The organism is Pseudomonas sp. IT-P74 (assembly GCF_949768175.1).
In the GTDB taxonomy this organism is placed as follows: Bacteria; Pseudomonadota; Gammaproteobacteria; order Pseudomonadales; family Pseudomonadaceae; genus Aquipseudomonas.
Genome location: NZ_CATKQD010000002.1, coordinates 201,914 through 219,416, shown reverse-complemented (window position 1 = coordinate 219,416; position 17,503 = coordinate 201,914). Strand labels below are relative to the sequence as shown.

21 protein-coding genes are annotated in these 17,503 nt (G+C 60.9%); 7 read left to right on the top strand and 14 right to left on the bottom strand.

The annotated features are described in order from the left end of the window. Positions 1–67 precede the first annotated feature (67 nt). The 3 genes from ACM6J5_RS02480 to ACM6J5_RS02470 form a co-directional block, all read right to left on the bottom strand. Entirely contained in the window at positions 68–1,471 is a 1,404-nt protein-coding gene (locus ACM6J5_RS02480) for a sensor histidine kinase (protein WP_150674071.1), read from the bottom strand. After that, the gene (locus ACM6J5_RS02475) at positions 1,449–2,132 is read right to left on the bottom strand and encodes a response regulator transcription factor (protein ID WP_008052577.1); all 684 of its coding nucleotides are present in this window, start codon (positions 2,130–2,132) and stop codon (positions 1,449–1,451) included. The genes ACM6J5_RS02480 and ACM6J5_RS02475 overlap by 23 nt, the downstream gene beginning before the upstream one ends. A gap of 190 nt (positions 2,133–2,322) precedes the next feature. Beyond that, positions 2,323–2,928, bottom strand: coding sequence for a glutathione S-transferase (locus tag ACM6J5_RS02470; RefSeq protein WP_150674072.1), 606 nt, complete (start codon positions 2,926–2,928; stop codon positions 2,323–2,325). 370 nt (positions 2,929–3,298) lie between these two features. Here ACM6J5_RS02470 and ACM6J5_RS02465 point away from each other — a divergent pair, with 370 nt between their 5' ends. Further along, entirely contained in the window at positions 3,299–3,703 is a 405-nt protein-coding gene (locus ACM6J5_RS02465) for a TraR/DksA family transcriptional regulator (protein ID WP_007907888.1), read from the top strand. A 235-nt stretch (positions 3,704–3,938) separates the two neighbouring features. Continuing rightward, on the top strand, positions 3,939–5,546 hold the full coding sequence (locus ACM6J5_RS02460; protein WP_371918297.1) for a methyl-accepting chemotaxis protein: 1,608 nt from the start codon (positions 3,939–3,941) through the stop codon (positions 5,544–5,546). Positions 5,547–5,659: 113 nt separating this feature from the next. Here the strand turns inward: ACM6J5_RS02460 and ACM6J5_RS02455 are convergent, their stop codons facing one another. The 4 genes from ACM6J5_RS02455 to ACM6J5_RS02440 form a co-directional block, all read right to left on the bottom strand. After that, the gene (locus ACM6J5_RS02455) at positions 5,660–5,896 is read right to left on the bottom strand and encodes a DUF2789 domain-containing protein (protein WP_015094504.1); all 237 of its coding nucleotides are present in this window, start codon (positions 5,894–5,896) and stop codon (positions 5,660–5,662) included. Between the two features lie 132 nt (positions 5,897–6,028). Then, a complete protein-coding gene (locus tag ACM6J5_RS02450) occupies positions 6,029–6,259 on the bottom strand; it encodes a hypothetical protein (protein ID WP_008052572.1) in 231 nt (76 codons plus the stop codon). Between the two features lie 159 nt (positions 6,260–6,418). Next, positions 6,419–6,667: a hypothetical protein gene (locus ACM6J5_RS02445; RefSeq protein WP_095945854.1), complete on the bottom strand. Its 249-nt coding sequence runs from the start codon at positions 6,665–6,667 to the stop codon at positions 6,419–6,421. 12 nt (positions 6,668–6,679) lie between these two features. Further along, entirely contained in the window at positions 6,680–6,868 is a 189-nt protein-coding gene (locus ACM6J5_RS02440) for a hypothetical protein (RefSeq protein ID WP_141250094.1), read from the bottom strand. Between the two features lie 233 nt (positions 6,869–7,101). Between ACM6J5_RS02440 and ACM6J5_RS02435 the strand changes: the two genes are divergently transcribed. From ACM6J5_RS02435 to ACM6J5_RS02420, 4 genes are all read left to right on the top strand, one after another. Then, the gene (locus ACM6J5_RS02435) at positions 7,102–7,551 is read left to right on the top strand and encodes a hypothetical protein (RefSeq protein WP_172435400.1); all 450 of its coding nucleotides are present in this window, start codon (positions 7,102–7,104) and stop codon (positions 7,549–7,551) included. Further along, positions 7,551–7,754, top strand: a complete 204-nt coding sequence (locus ACM6J5_RS02430) for a hypothetical protein (RefSeq protein WP_414927732.1) — start codon at positions 7,551–7,553, stop codon at positions 7,752–7,754. The genes ACM6J5_RS02435 and ACM6J5_RS02430 overlap by 1 nt, the downstream gene beginning before the upstream one ends. A gap of 118 nt (positions 7,755–7,872) precedes the next feature. Further along, positions 7,873–8,886: an ABC transporter substrate-binding protein gene (locus tag ACM6J5_RS02425; protein WP_414927731.1), complete on the top strand. Its 1,014-nt coding sequence runs from the start codon at positions 7,873–7,875 to the stop codon at positions 8,884–8,886. A gap of 118 nt (positions 8,887–9,004) precedes the next feature. Next, on the top strand, positions 9,005–9,442 hold the full coding sequence (locus tag ACM6J5_RS02420; RefSeq protein ID WP_150674076.1) for a DUF3995 domain-containing protein: 438 nt from the start codon (positions 9,005–9,007) through the stop codon (positions 9,440–9,442). A 138-nt stretch (positions 9,443–9,580) separates the two neighbouring features. Here ACM6J5_RS02420 and ACM6J5_RS02415 read toward each other — a convergent pair whose 3' ends face one another. The 7 genes from ACM6J5_RS02415 to ACM6J5_RS02385 form a co-directional block, all read right to left on the bottom strand. Then, complete coding sequence (locus ACM6J5_RS02415) at positions 9,581–9,943, bottom strand: Na+/H+ antiporter subunit G (protein WP_090456437.1); 363 nt, start codon at positions 9,941–9,943, stop codon at positions 9,581–9,583. Beyond that, positions 9,940–10,218, bottom strand: coding sequence for a K+/H+ antiporter subunit F (locus ACM6J5_RS02410; RefSeq protein WP_007986253.1), 279 nt, complete (start codon positions 10,216–10,218; stop codon positions 9,940–9,942). Before ACM6J5_RS02410 ends, ACM6J5_RS02415 begins: the two co-directional genes overlap by 4 nt. Then, positions 10,215–10,703, bottom strand: a complete 489-nt coding sequence (locus ACM6J5_RS02405; protein WP_095945850.1) for a Na+/H+ antiporter subunit E — start codon at positions 10,701–10,703, stop codon at positions 10,215–10,217. The genes ACM6J5_RS02410 and ACM6J5_RS02405 overlap by 4 nt, the downstream gene beginning before the upstream one ends. After that, entirely contained in the window at positions 10,700–12,385 is a 1,686-nt protein-coding gene (locus ACM6J5_RS02400; protein ID WP_414927730.1) for a monovalent cation/H+ antiporter subunit D, read from the bottom strand. Before ACM6J5_RS02400 ends, ACM6J5_RS02405 begins: the two co-directional genes overlap by 4 nt. Then, on the bottom strand, positions 12,382–12,726 hold the full coding sequence (locus ACM6J5_RS02395) for a Na+/H+ antiporter subunit C (RefSeq protein WP_007973781.1): 345 nt from the start codon (positions 12,724–12,726) through the stop codon (positions 12,382–12,384). The genes ACM6J5_RS02400 and ACM6J5_RS02395 overlap by 4 nt, the downstream gene beginning before the upstream one ends. Continuing rightward, positions 12,726–15,644 carry a monovalent cation/H+ antiporter subunit A gene (locus tag ACM6J5_RS02390; RefSeq protein ID WP_414927729.1) on the bottom strand — a complete coding sequence of 973 codons (2,919 nt, stop codon included), beginning with the start codon at positions 15,642–15,644 and terminating at the stop codon, positions 12,726–12,728. The genes ACM6J5_RS02395 and ACM6J5_RS02390 overlap by 1 nt, the downstream gene beginning before the upstream one ends. 272 nt (positions 15,645–15,916) lie before the next feature. Beyond that, a complete protein-coding gene (locus ACM6J5_RS02385) occupies positions 15,917–16,924 on the bottom strand; it encodes a DMT family transporter (protein ID WP_095945847.1) in 1,008 nt (335 codons plus the stop codon). 15 nt (positions 16,925–16,939) lie between these two features. Here ACM6J5_RS02385 and ACM6J5_RS02380 point away from each other — a divergent pair, with 15 nt between their 5' ends. Then, positions 16,940–17,503 (top strand): helix-turn-helix domain-containing protein, encoded by a 564-nt coding sequence (locus ACM6J5_RS02380; protein ID WP_414927728.1) that lies wholly within the window; start codon positions 16,940–16,942, stop codon positions 17,501–17,503.

Here is a 17,503-nt window from a genome sequence, read left to right as displayed (position 1 = left end):
GAATCAGACTGCACGCGTTATCGTTGACGTCCATCGCGAGCAGGCTCGCTCCTACAGGGGATCAATTTCAGGCCGGCGGTATCAAACTCTCCCGACAATCAAGCACCAGTCGCGCGCCACCCAGTTCGCTGCTACCCACTTCCAGGGTAAACCCGTGCAGGCTGACAATCGCCGCGACGATGGACAGCCCCAGCCCGAAGCCGCTTTTATGATTGCCCGTCTCGGCGCGATAGAAGCGCTGGAACACCGCTTCACGTTCCGCTTCGGGAATGCCCGGACCGGAGTCGAGCACTTCGATTCGCGTGTGCCCGCCATCATTGACCCCGCGCAGGATCACCGCGCCGCCGGGCGGAGTGAATTTGATCGAGTTGCTGAGCAGGTTCGCCACCGCTTCGAACATCAGCGCCCGGTCGCCATTGAGAGGCGGCAATGACGCGGGCAGGTGCAACTGGAACACCAGGCCGTCGTCTTCCGCCAGGGGCAGGTAGAACTCATGCAGTTCTTGCAACAACGCCACCGGGTCCAGTTGCACGAAACCGGAGCGACGCTGGCGGTCTTCCAGTTCGGAGATCCGCAACAAGCCACGGAAACGCGCCATCAGCGTATCGGCCTCGGCCAGCACCAGGTCCAGTTGCATGGCCTGCGGCGAGCCTTCGCCGGCTTGCTGTTGCATGCGGTAAAGCTGCGCACGCAGACGGGTCAGGGGTGTGCGCAGGTCATGGGCGATGTTGTCGCACACGCCCTTGACCTCGTTCATCAAGCGCTCGATGCGTTCGAGCATGGCGTTGACGATAGCGGCGAGCATGTCCAGTTCGTCACGCCGATTGGACAGTGGCAAGCGCCGGCTCAGGTCGCCGGCAACGATCGCTTCGGCACTGGCCTGAATCCCGCGAATGCGCCGCAATGGGCGTCGGCGCAGCAAATACCAGCCGACAATGCCCGGCACGATGGTCAGGGTCATACCCCAGAACAAGGCGTGAAGGATGATCCGGGTCACGGCGAACAGCGAGCCATTGTCGCGCACCAGCACCAGCCAGCGGCCGTCCAGGGTGCGGGTCGCCACGGCGTCGCAGCTGTCGGCGGGCAGCATCTGCTCGTCGCTGTCGTCGGAGGCATCGCAATCGCGCAGCATGTGGATCTTGCCATCGAGCGGCAAGCCGTTCGGGATGTAGCGCAGGGCGCCGCTGAGGTAACGGTGTTGGGCATCGAACAGGCCGTAGGCGTCGATGCCGCGGATGTCGAAGGTCATGCTGACGGCGAGGGCGTCCACCAGTTGCTCGTCGGAGAAACGCGAAAACAGATGCTGGCGTTGCATCAGCGAATGCTTGGCCAGGTTGTCCAGGTAAGCGGAAACCTCGTAGTACATGACCCCCATGAGGATCCCGCTCCAGATCACGAACAGCGAACTGTAGAGCGCCAGCAGACGGCTGCTGGAAGAGCGCCAGCCTTTAGACGGGTTCGGCAATGACATAACCCGAGCCTCGCACGGTCCGAATCAGTGGGGCATTGCCAGGCGGGTCGATCTTCTTGCGCAGTCGGCCGATGTGTACGTCGATCAGGTTGGTGCCGGGGTCGAAGTGGTAACCCCAGACTTCCTCGAAAATCATCATCCGAGAGAGTATTTGTCCGGTATTGCGCATCAGGAATTCCAGCAGTTTGTATTCGGTGGGCAATAGCGTCAGCAGTTGACCGTCGCGGCTGGCTTCGTGGCTGATCAGGTTCAGCTCCAGATCCGCCACCCGTAGCGTCGTGGCCTCGGCGGTCACGGTATTCTGCCGACGCAGCAGGACTTCGACCCGGGCGGCCATTTCATCGGTGGCGAAGGGTTTGGTCAGGTAGTCGTCGCCACCGGCGCGCAGGCCGCGCACGCGCTCATCGACGTCGGACAGGGCGCTGATCATCAGGATCGGCGTGGCCACGCCCATGGTCCGCAGAGTGGTGACGATCGCCAGGCCATCGAGTTCGGGCAGCATGCGGTCGAGGGTGATCAGGTCGTAGTTGCCGCTGACTGCACGCTCCAGCCCTTCGCGGCCATTGTCGACCCAGTCGACCTCGAGGCCGTGGCTACTCAGTTCGGCGACAATCTCCCGGGCGGTCACGGCGTCGTCTTCGATGGTCAAGATGCGGGTCATAGGGCTGGCCTGATAAGCAGTTCATTACGAAGTTACGAGCATTTTGCCAAGAATTGCCCGCGACTTAATAAATTAACTTTCATCTAGCTCCCACAATGGATTGATGGCGAACACAAACTCCGCGTACGACGCAGATTACTGTGGGAGCGAGCCTGCTCGCGATGACGGCTGTTCAGGCGAAATGAATCTGTCAGTCAATCGGCGTACTGACAAACACCTCAAGCCCCTCGGCATATGCCGTGAATGCAGCAATCCGCGGAAACTGCGCCGCACTCACCTGGTCCGGCACCACCAGGTTGGTGAAGCTCCAGGCCACGGCCAGCGTGATGCCATCCTGCGCAATCGAACCGTCAGTCTCAAGCGGCTGCTTTTCCAGCTCTCGCTCCAGCGCCGAATAGGCTGCCTTCAATTGTCCTTCGACCCGCTGCACCCAGGGCTCGAATTGAATCTCCTCGGGCCGCAGGTTGCGCTCGTAGTAAAGCTGCACGGATTTTTCGCTGGCGGCCAGGGCCAGGCCGATCAGGCGCAACGCGCGCAGGCGCTGACCCGGCTCGACGGGCATCAGGCTGTTGCCGGCCAGGGTTTCCAGATAGTCGATGATCAGTGTCGAGTCCATCAGCACCTCACCGTCATCCAGCACCAGGGTGGGCGCCTTGACCACCGGGTTGATCTGCTGGAATTGTTCGAAGTGGCGGAACACCGAGACCGATCGATGTTCCAGGGTGATTCCCAGGCGTTTGGCAGAAATGGCGGCGCGCCTGACATAGGGCGAATCCAGCATACCGATCAGCTTCATGGTCCTTTCCTTTATATGGCAATTTCGGGAGGGACAACCTTAGCTGAGGTTCACGGCCCTGCAAATGACCGTGAATAATGTCCGGTGCCAGCCGTTTGTCTTCTATATACAGCCGCTCGATTGAATTTCTTGCTATAAACGCACTCCGATTACCGCCTCAAAGCCTGCCTTAGAGCATTTTCAGGGCTTTGTCGGACAAATTCGCAGTCTTTTCAGTTGCTGAGGCCTCAAGTCGGCCGTAGACTGCCGCCCCTCGTAAATTGAGTGCCGGGTGGCGCTTGGAACAAACGGCGCAGTTCCGATAACCTGCCCAGGTCTGCCGGAACGCTCCCTTATTCGCCTTAATGCACGTTTTTTTATAGAGATATCAATGACAAAGGACAAGTTGCTGGCCATGCCGGCGGATGACTACATGAATGCCGAGCAACATGCTTTTTTCTCCGAGCTGTTGCAGAACATGAAAGTCGAAACCCATGAGCGCATCGAACAGAACCGCATCGCCATCGAAAGCCTGGACACCCCGGCCGATCCGGCAGACGCGGCTTCGGTCGAAGAAGAGCGCACCTGGCTGGTGAACGCGATCGATCGCGACCAGCGCATGCTGCCTCAGTTGGAACAAGCCCTTGAGCGCATCAAGGAAGACAGCTTCGGCTGGTGCGACGACAGCGGCGAGGCGATTGGCCTCAAGCGCCTGCTGATCAGCCCGACCACCAAGTACTGCATCGAAGCTCAGGAACGTCACGAGCAAATCGACAAGCACCAGCGTCAGGCATGATTCCGTGAGGCAGTCCATCAAAATGGACTGCCTTTGAAAAGATCGCAGCCTGCGGTAGCGCCTACGCAACTGAAGTAGGGTGCTGCCGCAGGCTGCGATCTTTGTTTTCTGCCGTCTTCGATTTCCCGGTTCTTCTATTGATCTGCTGCAACGTTCGCGACTAAAGGCTCATGGATAATGGCTTTATGGTGGCGTTTAATGCGAAGACAACAATTAGAAGCTTTACGGGGTGACGATGATGACGAGAGACGGATCTCGGGTTGCGGCAGTGCCCGCACCCGTGCTGTTGCCGAAAAACCGCGGGCTGACGCCAACGCTGCAAAGCATCGCCCTGATGCTGTTGTTAAGCGGGATGACGCTGGGCGGATGGTCGCTCTACCTTGGCCTGCCCCTGGCCATATTGATTGTCTGGCTGCCTCGCCTGCGTTCGCGCGCGACCCCGCAGGCGGCTTGCCCCGCCAGCCCCGATGCCATCGGCGAGTTGACTCGCGATCTTTCCCACACCACCAGCCATAACGCACTGTCGGCCGCCGGTGTGGCGTTTTCGGTTCGGCAACTGGCGGACAAGCTGCAATCGCAGCTTACGGCGGCGGCACAGATCGTCAGCAATGCCGAGGTCATGATCACCACCGAACAGGCCACCTCGACGCTCAGTCGCCAGGCGCTCAGTGCCGCCAGCGAAGCTCATCAAAGCGGAGTGGTCGGGCGTACGGAATTGATCGAGTCCATTACACGCATGCATCAGCTCAGCCAGCGCGCCAGCAACAGCCGTGAACTGATCGAAGCCTTGAGCCTGCGCAGCGATGATATCCAGCGTGTGACCCTGGTGATTCAGTCCATCGCCAGCCAGACCAACCTGCTGGCGTTGAACGCCGCGATAGAAGCGGCGCGGGCGGGGGAGCACGGTCGCGGGTTTGCAGTGGTGGCCGACGAAGTTCGCGGGCTTGCCGCACGTACGGCGACCGCCACGGGGGAAGTGGGCGAAATGGTGGCCGACATCCAGCAACGCACGGCACAAGTGGTGGAGCAGATCCGGCAATTGTCCAGCGACCTTGACTCCGGCGTCGAGCAGGTAGAGCGGACAGGGCAGCACCTGGAAAGCATTGCCCGTCTGGCGGCCAGTGTCGAGTCCCAGGTCGGGGAGATCGCCCAAGGGGCAGACACCAACCGCGTACAACTCGACAGCCTGTTTCACGCCATCGAACAGATGCGCAGCGATCTGGTGGTCAGCGACCAGCAGACTCAGCGTTTGGCCCAGGCGGCGGTGCAAATGGAAGGGCAGGCCGAAACCATCAGCGAGCGTCTTGCCGAAGTGGGGCTGGATGACTATCACCAGCGAATCTATGACCTGGCACGGGACGCCGCGAGCCAGATTGCCGCGCGTTTCGAAGCGGATATCGATGCCGGTCGAATCAGTCTCGACGATCTGTTCGACCGCAATTACCAGGTCATCCCCGATACCAGCCCGGCCAAGTACCAGACGCGTTTCGACCGTTACACCGATCAGGTTTTGCCAGCGATTCAAGAACCGTTGTTACCGCGTCACGAAGGATTGGTGTTCGCCATCGCCTGCACCCAACAGGGTTATGTGCCGACCCATAACAAGGTGTTCAGCCAGCCGTTGACGGGAGATGCGCAGGTCGATGCCTTGCAGAACCGGACCAAACGCAAGTTCGCTGACCGTACCGGGATCCGCTGCGGCAGCCATCAGAAGGCCGTGCTGCTGCAAACCTATACCCGTGATACCGGCGAGCTGATGCACGATCTTTCGGTGCCGATCATGCTCAAGGGTCGGCATTGGGGTGGCTTACGCCTGGGCTACAAACCGGAAAAACCGCGCTAGAAACTCCGTGCTTTCGGATGGGCGTTCTCCAGCCGCGACGAAGCGCAGGAGTGCAAGGCTGCCTGGCTGGCGCAATTGAGCGCTTAAAGTCCTGGCAGCCTGCATTGAGGTAGTCAGTGGGTCTGGTGCATGCGCAGATTCAGGTCGTCGACCACCCGCGCCCAGTCAGCGTCTTCTCGCAGTTGTTCCTTGAGGAAGCCGGCCTGTTGCGGTGACCAGAACTCGGCGTCGATAAGCTTCTTGTCGTCAGGCAGGAAGTGGCCGGCAATGAAGTCGTCGATCGCTTTCTGGCTGGAGTCCAGGCCGAGCTGGTCGAACAGGCCTTTCAAGTCGTGGGTCGGTGATTCCATCTTCATCTCCTTGCAGGTCATCGGTCGGGTCGGGAAGCAAAGCGCGGTGTCCTGATTTCGAGGGCGCCGCACGGGCAGGGTTCGATCACGATGTTCAAACGCAACAATGAGCATAGACCGCCAACCCGGTAATCAGGCGTTCAATGCACCCGCATCGACCGCGGCCTTCAGTTCCCTGGCCGATTCCTGTGCCGCGATGGCGGCGACATCCGGGGTTTTGAACCAGCGATCCTTTTCGACCTGATGATAGGTCACGGTCTTGAGCGGTGGTTTGGCGCGCATGACAATCACGGCCTGGAATTCACCCTCGACCTCTCTGGCTTCACCCCGGATAAAAAACTCGCCGATATCAAATTCCGTCACGTTGCAGACTTCCCTTGGAAATACATTGTTGTTGTCAACGCAACCCGATTTTTGCGGATCCGTTTTATTGGGCGGGCAGTATGGCAGTAGTTGCCCGTCGACGGATGAGATAAGTCGGCGGGCAGACGAAACGTCGATAGAAGCGAGCGCGGTGGGATGTCAACCGTGTGATTCAAGAAACCGGGCGAGGGCACAGGCTTCGTTATGATTGGCTCGGAAACCTCTTACACTGCCTGTAGAAATATCCTTGATGTGAAAGAAGGCAATGCCTGCCATTACCACCCGAAATCGCGGGCGGGTCGGGGCATCGGGAGCTGGTTCATGGAGGCCGGGCCGTGTCGGGTGCGGGGTCGGCGCTGTTTCCGAGTCAGGTACGAGGGGATAGGCAAAGTGTGTCAGCGTGCACATATGAAGTCCTTTTCATTGTTTTACCGACGTATGTACGTCGTTTTGGCTAGTCGCCAAGAGCATCGCTGCTCTAGAATCACCCTCACTGGTGGGTGAATGATGTTTATCTAAAGCAATTTTTTGCGGACGATATGTAGGAAAAGTTTTTTTCTTGATGAGATTTTTCCCCGAAGTTGATAGTCCATAATTTTCTGGCAGCACGAAGGGTGTTTTCCTTCAACCTGTGACGAACACCAGTCAGGACGACGCGAGTGACGTTCCAGTAGTCTTCTCAAGCTTCGTGATGAATGAGTGCACTGCTCATTCAGGACTTCAACCCGGGTTCTTTGGCTACACCTTCGGCATTGCCGCTTTTTTGGCTGTGCGTTCATTTTTCGCGCACGGCACCATTATTCAGATGTGGGGATGTTTCCTTGGCAGTAAGTAATCTCGATATGCATGCTTTGTTCGTGCTGGGTGATTTGCGCGCAAAGCTGGTCAAGCAGTTTCAGTCACGTTTCGTTTACATCACCGAACAGAACGCTGAAGGCATTTACATTGCCGAAATCGACACCGAATCAGCCCTGGTGGTGGACGACAAGCCCGGACTCAAGCTCAAGGTCGGCGACCATTTCAGCGCGTCAGTGCTGCCCAGTCGCGAAGGCGGCAAGCTGGACATCAGGTTCCGCGACATCAAGCTGACGGTTTACGGAATTGGCGACTACGCCTTCGTGACCACGGCCGATGGTCAGGGGATCGTGTTCAAGGAAGGGCACAGCGTGGTGATGGTGTTTGCTGCCCATCAACAGTTGCAGGAAGGCCTGACCAAGACCCTCAAGGCCGTGACCGCCAAGGCGGCCAAGTGGCGCAAGGGCGAGCTGGTGACCTTCAAGGCCAGCGAGTGATGAACCAGACCCGCGCCGACTTCCACGAACAGAACCTGGCCAGTGCTCAAGACGAAGCGCGGCGGTTGTTCGGGCAGAAGTCCATTCTGCAGGGGGCCTGGCTGAATTGGGTGGCGTCACAGCTTTACCAACTGCAACCGGCGGAGTACGCCAGCATGGTCAGGCGAGCACTGATGCGTTTGCAGGAAACTTGCGAAAACTGATCCACGCACCTCGAAAGCAGGAACCTCTACTACAGTCATTGGACTGAGTATTCAGAGGCTTCGCGGTCTACCGCCAGGCCATCCTGCTATTGCTGTGAACAGCACGAGGTGCAAAAGCATGAACGGATTTCGACGGTTGCTGGCTGCGGTCCTGGCCACCTTCGGTTTGCTGGCGATACCCGCCCAGGTGTCTGCCGCCCAGGCGCCGATCCACTTCGCCGACCTGAACTGGGAAAGCGGCAGCCTGATTACCGATGTCCTGCGCATCATTGTCGAGAAGGGCTACGGCCTGCCGACCGACACCTTGCCGGGCACCACCATCACCCTGGAAACCGCGCTGGCCAATAATGACATCCAGGTCATCGGCGAAGAGTGGGCCGGTCGCAGCCCGGTGTGGGTCAAGGCGGAGGCCGAAGGCAAGGTCGTCAGCCTCGGCGACACGGTCAAGGGCGCTACCGAAGGCTGGTGGGTGCCGGAATATGTGATCAAGGGCGACCCGGCCAAGGGCATCAAGCCGCTGGCGCCCGACCTGCGCAGTGTCAGCGACCTGCCGCGTTACAAAGACGTGTTCAAGGACCCGGAGGCCCCGACCAAGGGGCGTTTCCTCAACAGCCCCATCGGCTGGACCTCGGAAGTGGTCAACAAGCAGAAGCTCAAGGCGTATGGGCTGGACGACAGCTACGTGAACTTCCGCAGCGGTTCGGGGGCGGCCCTGGATGCCGAGATCAGTTCGTCAATTCATCGTGGCAAGCCGGTGCTGTTTTACTACTGGTCGCCCACGCCGTTACTTGGCCGCTTCAAGCTGATTCAGCTCGAAGAGCCACCGTTCGACGCCGAAGCCTGGAAGACCTTGACCGACGCCGACAACCCCAAGCCACAGCCGACCCGCTCCCTGGCTTCCAAGCTGTCGATCGGTGTGTCCACCCCCTTCCAGAAGCAATATCCGCACATTGCCGAGTTCTTTACCAAAGTCGATTTTCCGATCGAACCGCTGAACAAAGCGCTGGCCGAGATGAGCGAGAAACATACTCCGCCGCGCCAGGCGGCAGAGGCATTCATGAAGGCCCATCCGGACGTCTGGCGGGCCTGGTTGCCCAAGGACGTGGCGGATAAAGTCTCCGCCGCCCTATAGGCGCTGCCGCAGGTCGGGATCTTTTGATCTTTGTCATAAAAAAGCAAAATCAAAACATCGCAGCCTGCGGTAGCTCCTACAATGTTCGGTTCATATCCCTTTCAAGGATTTCTGAACCATGACCCTGTTGTTGGCTCAGTCGCTGGTGACGATCTTCGCCGCGATCAGTCTGGTGCATGTGTATTGGGCGTTGGGTGGCGAGTGGGCGGCGGTGGCGGTGGTCCCGCAAGTACCGCAGGAGGGCAGTGCGCAGCTGAGGCCGGCGTTCAAGCCGCGAGGCTGGATCACGCTGGTAGTGGCCGGGCTGTTGCTGTCGATTGCCGTGCTGGTGTGCTTGCGGGTGGGTTGGTGCCTGCCACCCTTGCATCACCGGTCGTTGCAGTGGGTGATCAGCACGATCGCGATTTTGCTGTTTGCCCGGGCCATTGGCGATTCAGAACTGGTGGGCTTTTTCAAAGAGGTCAAAGGCTCGAAATTTGCCCGGCTGGACACCTGGGTTTACTCGCCGTTGTGTGTGGTGCTGGGGGCGGGGTTGTTGGCGGTGGCCTGGGTTTGATTTGCCTGCCCAATGGTTTTCGCGAGCAGGCTCGCACAGGGGATTTTCGGCGAGTAAAGGATTTGTGTACGACAGCGATCAAATGTGGGAGCGAGCCTGCTCGCGAAGAGGCCGGTCCAGGCACTAAAAATCTTTGGTCTAACTACCACTCTCCGTCCGCCGGCTGCTCACTTCAGCCGGCACATCATCCCCGGCCATGCGTTTGCGAAACAGCGCCGCCCGGGCCAGCAGCAGGGTCGTCACCGGCACGGTAATCGCCAGCAGGATCGGGATCAGCCAGGCGTGCAATACCGGCGCGGACTTGAGCGCCGAAAAATAGATGATCGACGCCAATGCCACGCACCAGGTCCCGAGCGTCGAGGCCAGGGCGGGTGGGTGCATGCGCTGGAAGTAGTCCTTCATGCGCAGCAGGCCGGTGGCACCGATCAAGGCAAACAGACTGCCGAGCACCAGCAGGATCGCCACCGGGATCTCCACCCACAACGACAATGGCGTGTTCATTCGATCACCTCGCCACGCAGCAGGAACTTCGCCAGGGCGAACGAGCCGACGAAACCGAACAGTGCGATCAGCAGCGCCGCCTCGAAGTAGGTGTCACTGGCATAGCGAATGCCCAGCGCCAGCATCATCAGCATCGCGACGATGTACAGATAGTCCAGCGCCAGAACCCGGTCCTGGGCCGACGGCCCCTTGAACAGACGGATCAGGGTCAGGATCATCGCCAGGGAAAAGAAGAACAGGCTCAGCAGGATCGCGTTCGACAGCAAGGGGCTCATTCGAAGATCTCCATCAACGGACGCTCATAGGTCGCCTTGAAGTGCTGGATGAACAGCGCCTCGTCGTCCAGGTCGAAGACGTGCAACAGCAAAATGCTGCGGTCCAGTGCCAACTCCGACCAGACCGTACCGGGCACCACCGTGGTGATCATCGACAGCGCGGCCAGGCCGTTGGCGTCACGCAGGTCCAGCGGCACCTTGATGAATTGCGAGCGGGGCGGGCGGCGACCGGCATTGAGCACGCTCCAGGCCACGGCGAGGTTGGACACCAACACATCGCGCCCGACCAGCAGGACCAGGCGCAGGATCACCCAGGGGCGACGGATGCGCACCGGCAGCGGACGCAGCCTGCGCATCATCAATGGCGCACAGAACCCCAGCGCGGCACCCAGCAGCAGGTTGCCGGGGCTGATCGACAGGTTCAGCAGCAACCACAGCAGCCACAGGGCCAGCGACAGCAAAGGTGCCGGAAACAGGCGCTTCATGGCTGCACCTCCTGCGGGGGCGCTGCGGCCGACGGGCTCGGTACGACGCGCGTGTCGAGCACTGCCATCACATATTGCTGCGGGTTGTATAAGGCATCGGCGGCGGCCTGGGTGTAGCGCAGCAGCGGATCGGCCTTGAAGGTCAGCGCAATGCTCAAGCCCAGCAGGGCGAAGATCGGTATGCATTCAAGGCGTCGCAACAGGGGCGATGGCCGTTCCGCTGGCGTCCAGAAACGCTGGATGCCCAGGCGCGAGAACGCGATCAGAGACGCCAGCCCGGACACAATCAACAACACCAGCAAGCCCCACGCGGCGTTGGAAACCGGTGTGTCGCCGCTGTTGCCCAGGCCGAGCGGATTGAGCAGGGCGCCGATCAACCCGAGTTTGCCGATAAACCCGGAGAGCGGCGGCATGCCGATGATCAGCAAGGCGCAGGCGATGAAACTCAAGCCGAGAAAGGCCATGGTCCAGGGAATCACCTGGCCGACCACGGCTTTCTGGTCGTCGTCAAGGTTGGTGCCTTTGGGCGGATGCAGGGACTCCAGAGGACGGGGCAGCAGTTCGGTTTCATCTTCGAGCAGGATTTCGTTGGCCGAGCGCGAGCGCTCGATCAGTTCGGCCAGCAGGAACAGTGCGCTCAACGCCAGGGTCGAGCTGAACAGATAGAACAGCGCCGCGCCGATCAGGTTCGGCTGGGCGAAACCGATGGTCGACAACAGGATGCCCGCCGACACCAGGATGCTCAGGCTGGCCATGCGCTCCAGGCGTTGTGCGGCGAGGATCGCCATGGCGGCGCAGACGATGGTCGCCATGCCGCCATAGACCAGCCAGTCACCGCCAAAGAACGCCGAAGCCCCGGCCTGGGCGGAGAACAGCAGCGTCCACAGGCGCAGCAAGGTGTAGACGCCGACCTTGGTCATGATCGCGAACATCGCCGCCACCGGCGCACTGGCCGAGGAATAGGCCGGCACCAGCCAGAAGTTCAGCGGCCACATGCCGGCCTTGGCCAGAAACGCGACGGCCAGAATCCCCGCGCCAGCGTGTAGCAAGCCGCGATCGGCTTCGGACACCAGTGGGATTTTTACCGCCAGGTCGGCCATGTTCAGCGTGCCGGTGACCCCATAGATCAGCGCTGCGCCAATCAGGAACAGCGACGAGGCCAGCAGATTGATCGAGATGTAATGCAGCCCCGACGACACCCGCGCCCGGCCCGAGCCGTGGAGCATCAACCCGTAGGACGCCGCCAGCAACACTTCGAAGAACACGAACAGATTGAACAGGTCGGCGGTGAGGAACGCGCCGTAAAGGCCCATCAACTGGATCTGGAACAGCGCGTGAAAACTTGAACCTGCGCTGTCCCAGCGTGCCATGGCGAACAGCAGGGCACTGACGCCGATGATGCCGGTCAGCACCAGCATCAGCGCCGACAGGCGATCGACCACCAGCACCAGGCCGAACGGCACTTGCCAGTTGCTCGGCAGATAGACACCGATGGAACCGGGCACGCCGGTGGTTTGTGTCCATTGCAGCAATGCCACGGCAATGCCCAGCCCGAGCAGGCTGGAGAACAGATTGATCTTCGCCTTGAGCGGGCGGTGCTTCTCGCCGAGCATCAGCATGATCGCGGCAGTCAGCAGCGGCAGCAGAATGGGCGCGACGATCAGGTGAGACATTGCCATCATTCCCTGGGCTCCCGGCCATCCACATGGTCAGTGCCGGTCAGGCCCCGGGAGGCCAGCAGCACCACCAGGAACAACGCGGTCATGGCAAAGCTGATGACGATCGCTGTCAGCACCAGTGCTTGCGGCAGCGGGTCGGTGTAGTGCAACAGGTCCTGCGGCACACCGTCCTTGATGATCGGTTCCTTGCCGATGAACAGGCTGCCCATGCTGAAGATGAACAGATTGACGCCGTAGGACAGCAGGCACAGGCCCATGACCACCTGGAACGTCCGCGGGCGCAGGATCAGCCAGACGCCGGACGCGGCCAGTACGCCGATGGCGATTGCGATGACTTCTTCCATCAGACGGCTCCTTTGGCGGCAACGGATCTGGGCTGGGCGGCGGTTTTGTGGCCGCGCACCGATTGGTGGGCGAGGGCTGTAAGAATCAACAGGGTCGAGCCGACCACCACGCCGTACACCCCGATGTCGAAGAACAGCGCGCTGGCCAGGTGAATGTCACCCAGCAGCGGCAACGAGAAATGCCAGGTATGGGTGGTCAGGAACGGATAGCCGACCAGCATCGCACCCAGCCCCGTGGCGGTGGCAATCATCAGTCCGGTGCCCATCCAGCGCAGTGGCCGCAGGCTCATTTGCGCCTCGACCCACTGCGTGCCGGCGACCATGTATTGCAGGATGAACGCCACCGACATCACCAGCCCGGCGACAAAGCCGCCGCCCGGTTGATTGTGCCCGCGCATGAACAGGTAGAACGACACCACCAGCGCCACCGGCAACAGCAGGCGCACCAGCACCGCCGGCACCATCATGAAACCGAGCGCGGTGTCGCTGGCGTGACGCGGGTTGACCAGGTCGGTGACCACATCCGGTGCGAGCAAGCGTTGCTGGGCCGGCAGTTGCAGGCTTTCTTTCGGCGGACGGAAGCGGCGTAGCAGGGCGTACACGGTCAGGGCCACGGCCACCAGCACGGTGATTTCCCCGAGGGTGTCGAAACCACGGAAGTCCACCAGCATCACGTTGACCACGTTGCTGCCGCCGCCTTCGGGCAAGGCACGGCTGAGGTAGAAGGAGGAAATATCGTTGGGTGTCTGGCGCGTCAGCATGGCGTAGGCCAGCAATGCCATGCCGACACCGACCGAGGTCGACAGCAACAAGTCGCGGATACGCCGAACTCGCGCCCGGCGCAGGCTGCCCGGCAACGGCGAGACCTCCTCGATCCGACGTGGCAGCCAGCGCAGGCCCAGCAGGATCAGGACCGTGGTCACCACTTCGACCGCCAGTTGGGTCAGGGCCAGGTCCGGCGCGGAAAACCAGACGAAGGTGACGCAGGTCATCAGGCCGCAGACGCTGACCATGGTCAGGGCCGCGAGCCGGTGGTACTTCGCCTGATAGGCCGCGCCAAGGGCGCAGGCGATGGCCAGCAACCACAAGGTGACGAAGACGATCGACCCCGGGATTTTCGGCCGGTCACCCCAGTGAAGACTGCTGTGCAGCATAGGAATCAGCCCGGCCAGCACGGCGGCGAGCACCACCAGGAATAACTGCATTTGCAGGCGTTTGGTGCCAATCCGCGGTTCCAGGCGGCGGGCCAGGCGCATGAAGGCGACCAGCGCGTATTCGAACAAGTGCTTGCCGTCCAGGCGCCCGATGACGGGCGGACGGTCGAAGCGCCCGCGCTTGAGCTGATTGCGCAGCAGCAGATAAAGCACGGAGCCGCAGGACAAGGCGATCAGGCTCATGATCATCGGCGCGTTCAGGCCATGCCAGATGGCCAGGCTGTACTCGGGCAGCGTGCCGCCGACCACCGGTTGCGCCGCCGCTGCGAGCAGCGGGCCGACTATCTGGGTCGGGAAGATCCCCACCAGCAGGCAGGCGAACACCAGCAACTCGACCGGCGCGCGCATCCAGCGCGGCGGTTCGTGGGGTGTGTGGGGCAAATCGGTCGCGGGCGGACCGAAGAACACATCCACGGTGAAACGCAGGGAGTAAGCCACGCTGAAGGTACCGGCAATGGTTGCCACGATCGGCAAGCTCAGTTCGACCCAGCGGGTGGCATTGATGAACACGGTTTCAGCGAAGAACATTTCCTTGGACAGGAAGCCGTTGAGCAACGGCACGCCGGCCATCGAGGCGCTGGCGACCATGGCCAGGGTGGCGGTAAACGGCATCAGTTTGTACAGGCCGCTGAGTTTGCGGATGTCGCGGGTGCCGCTTTCGTGGTCGATGATGCCGGCGGCCATGAACAACGAGGCCTTGAACGTTGCGTGGTTGAGAATGTGGAACACCGCGGCGACGGCGGCCAGCGGGCTGTTCAAGCCGAGCAACAGGGTGATCAGGCCCAGGTGGCTGATGGTCGAGTAGGCCAGCAATCCCTTGAGGTCGTTCTGGAACATCGCGCAGTACGCCCCGAGCAACAGGGTGCAGGCACCGGCGCCGCTGACGATGTAGAACCATTCTTCACTGCCCGACAGCGAGGGCCATAGCCGCGCAAGCAGGAAGACCCCGGCCTTGACCATGGTCGCCGAATGCAAATACGCCGACACGGGCGTCGGCGCGGCCATGGCGTGGGGCAGCCAGAAGTGAAAGGGGAATTGCGCACTTTTGCTCAAAGCGCCGATCAGGATCAGGGGTAATAGAATCGGGTAGAGGGCATGGGCGCGAATCAGGTCGCCGGCGGCCAGGACCTTGTCCAGGTCATAGCTGCCGACCACATGGCCGAGCAGCATGACCCCCGCCAGCAGGCACAAGCCGCCCGCACCGGTCACCATCAGTGCCATGTAGGCGCCGCGCCGGGCGTCGGCGCGATGGTGCCAGTAGCCAATCAACAGGAACGAGAAGAGGCTGGTCAGCTCCCAGAAAAACACGATCTGGATCAGGTTGCCGGAGATCACCAGGCCCAGCATGGCGCCCATGAAGGCCAGGAAAAACGCAAAGAATCGCGGTACCGGATCGTTCGGCGACATGTAGTAGCGGGCGTACAGCGAAACCAGGGTGCCGATGCCCAGCACCAGCATGGAGAACAGCCAGGCGAACCCGTCCATGCGCAGGACGAAGTTCAGGCCCAGGCTCGGTAGCCATGAAATCTCTTCACGAATGACGCCGCCATCGGCGATCTGTGGGAACAGGAAGGCGACCTGAACGGTGCCGATCAGGGCGATCAGGCCAGCCAGCAGGGATTCGGCGTTACGGGCATTGTGCGGCAACACGGCCGCCAAACAGCTGCCTATGAAAGGCAGAAGCAGTAGAACTATCAGGGACATAGGCTTCTAATCTGCGGAAGTTTGTGAAGCATCATACGTGCCAGCTCCCGGATCACCAAACGCCAAGCTGTCGCAGAATCCTACACGGTAGACGGAAAAGCCCTGATTCACATTGTTTCCGGAAGAGGGGTTTTGCCTGTGCCGGCGCCTTCGCGAGCAGGCTCGCTCCCACAGCTATGGAGGTGTAGACAAAATTTTGTGTTCAACCCAAAACACTGTGGGAGCGAGCCTGCTCGCGAAGGCTGTCTAACCGGCGGCACAGAATCCGCAGTTTATCGCTGAGTTTCCTGCTCCTGCTCCAGCTCTTCTTCAGCCGCCGCCTTACCCTTGGTCTTCAACTCACTGACGATCACCGCCGCTACAATCAACCCGGCCCCGACCAGGGCAATGGCCGGCAAGCGTTCCCCGGCGATGCGCCCGACAATCCCGGCCCATACCGGCTCGCCGGCATAGATCAGCGTGGCGCGGGTCGGTGACACGCTTTTCTGCGCCCAGTTCATCGCCACCTGAATCGCCGCGCTCGCCGCCCCAAGCCCCAGCGCGCTGCACAGCAACAACCAGGAGAAGTCCGGAATCGCCTCGTTGGTCGGCACTACCATCAGGAACGACAGCGCCGAAGTGACCGCCAGTTGTACCACCGTCACCCGGCGCACATCGACCTGGCCGGCATAGGTGCTGATCAGGATGATCTCCGCCGCAATGGCCACGGCGCTGATCAAGGTGGCGATTTCACCGGGGCTGAAGTTGAACGACGCACCGGACGGCCCGGACAGCAGCATCAACCCGGTAAAGGCCAGCATGATGCCGATGCTCGGCATCAACCCCGGACGCCGCCCCAGCACCAGCCATTGCAACAACGGCACAAACGGGACGTACAGCGCGGTAATGAATGCTGATTGGCTGCTGGGAATGCTCTGCAACCCGACCGTCTGCAAGCCGTAGCCGAGCATGATCGCCACGCCGATAAACGACCCGGCCTTGAGTTCGAACAAGGTCAGGTCACGCAGGTGACGCCAGGAAAACAGGGCAACGATGCTTGCGGCGGCGGCAAAGCGCAGGCCGACGAAAAACATTGGGCCACTGACGGTCATCGCATGCTGTACCAGCAGGAAGGTACCGCCCCAGACCATCGTGATCAGCACCAGCACGCATTCGGCCTTGCTGAACCTTGTAAAACGGGAGGAAGCCTTTGGGGAGTTCACCGACGTCATGACCTTGCACGCTACTGGAGGGGGACGCACAATGCGTCGAATGTTGCGCAGTATACTGCCCAACCCCACTCAGTGAGCAATATAGTGCACAAAGATTCTACCCAACGGGCATCGGTCCTCCAGCACGTCAGTCAAAATGTCCGCCGTTTGCGTCATGCCGCCGACTTGAGCCAGACGGCACTGGCGGAAAAGTCCGGTGTCAGCCGTCGCATGCTGGTGGCGATCGAGGCAGGGGAAAAGAACGTCAGCCTGACCACCCTCGACCGCGTCGCCGAAGCCCTCGACGTCGCCTTCAGTGATTTGATCCAAGCGCCCGACGCCCGGGATCCCAGCCGTATCAACGAGCTGGCCTGGACCGGCGCGATTCCCGGCAGCCGGGCGGTGTTGCTCTCCAAGGCCCAGGCCAGCCGCGAAGTCGAGCAGTGGGAATGGTGCCTGCAACCGGGTGAGGTGTATCCGTCGGAGCCGGACGCCGATGGCTGGAGCGAACAGATTTATGTCTTCGAAGGTTGCCTGACCGTTATGCTGGGCGACCAGCCGCAGAGTATCGCGGCGGGTGAATTCTTCATGTTCGCCAGCAACCAGCCGCACTGTTATCGCAACGACGGGGCTGTGGCGGCAAAGTTTGTGCGTAATGTGGTGATCTGA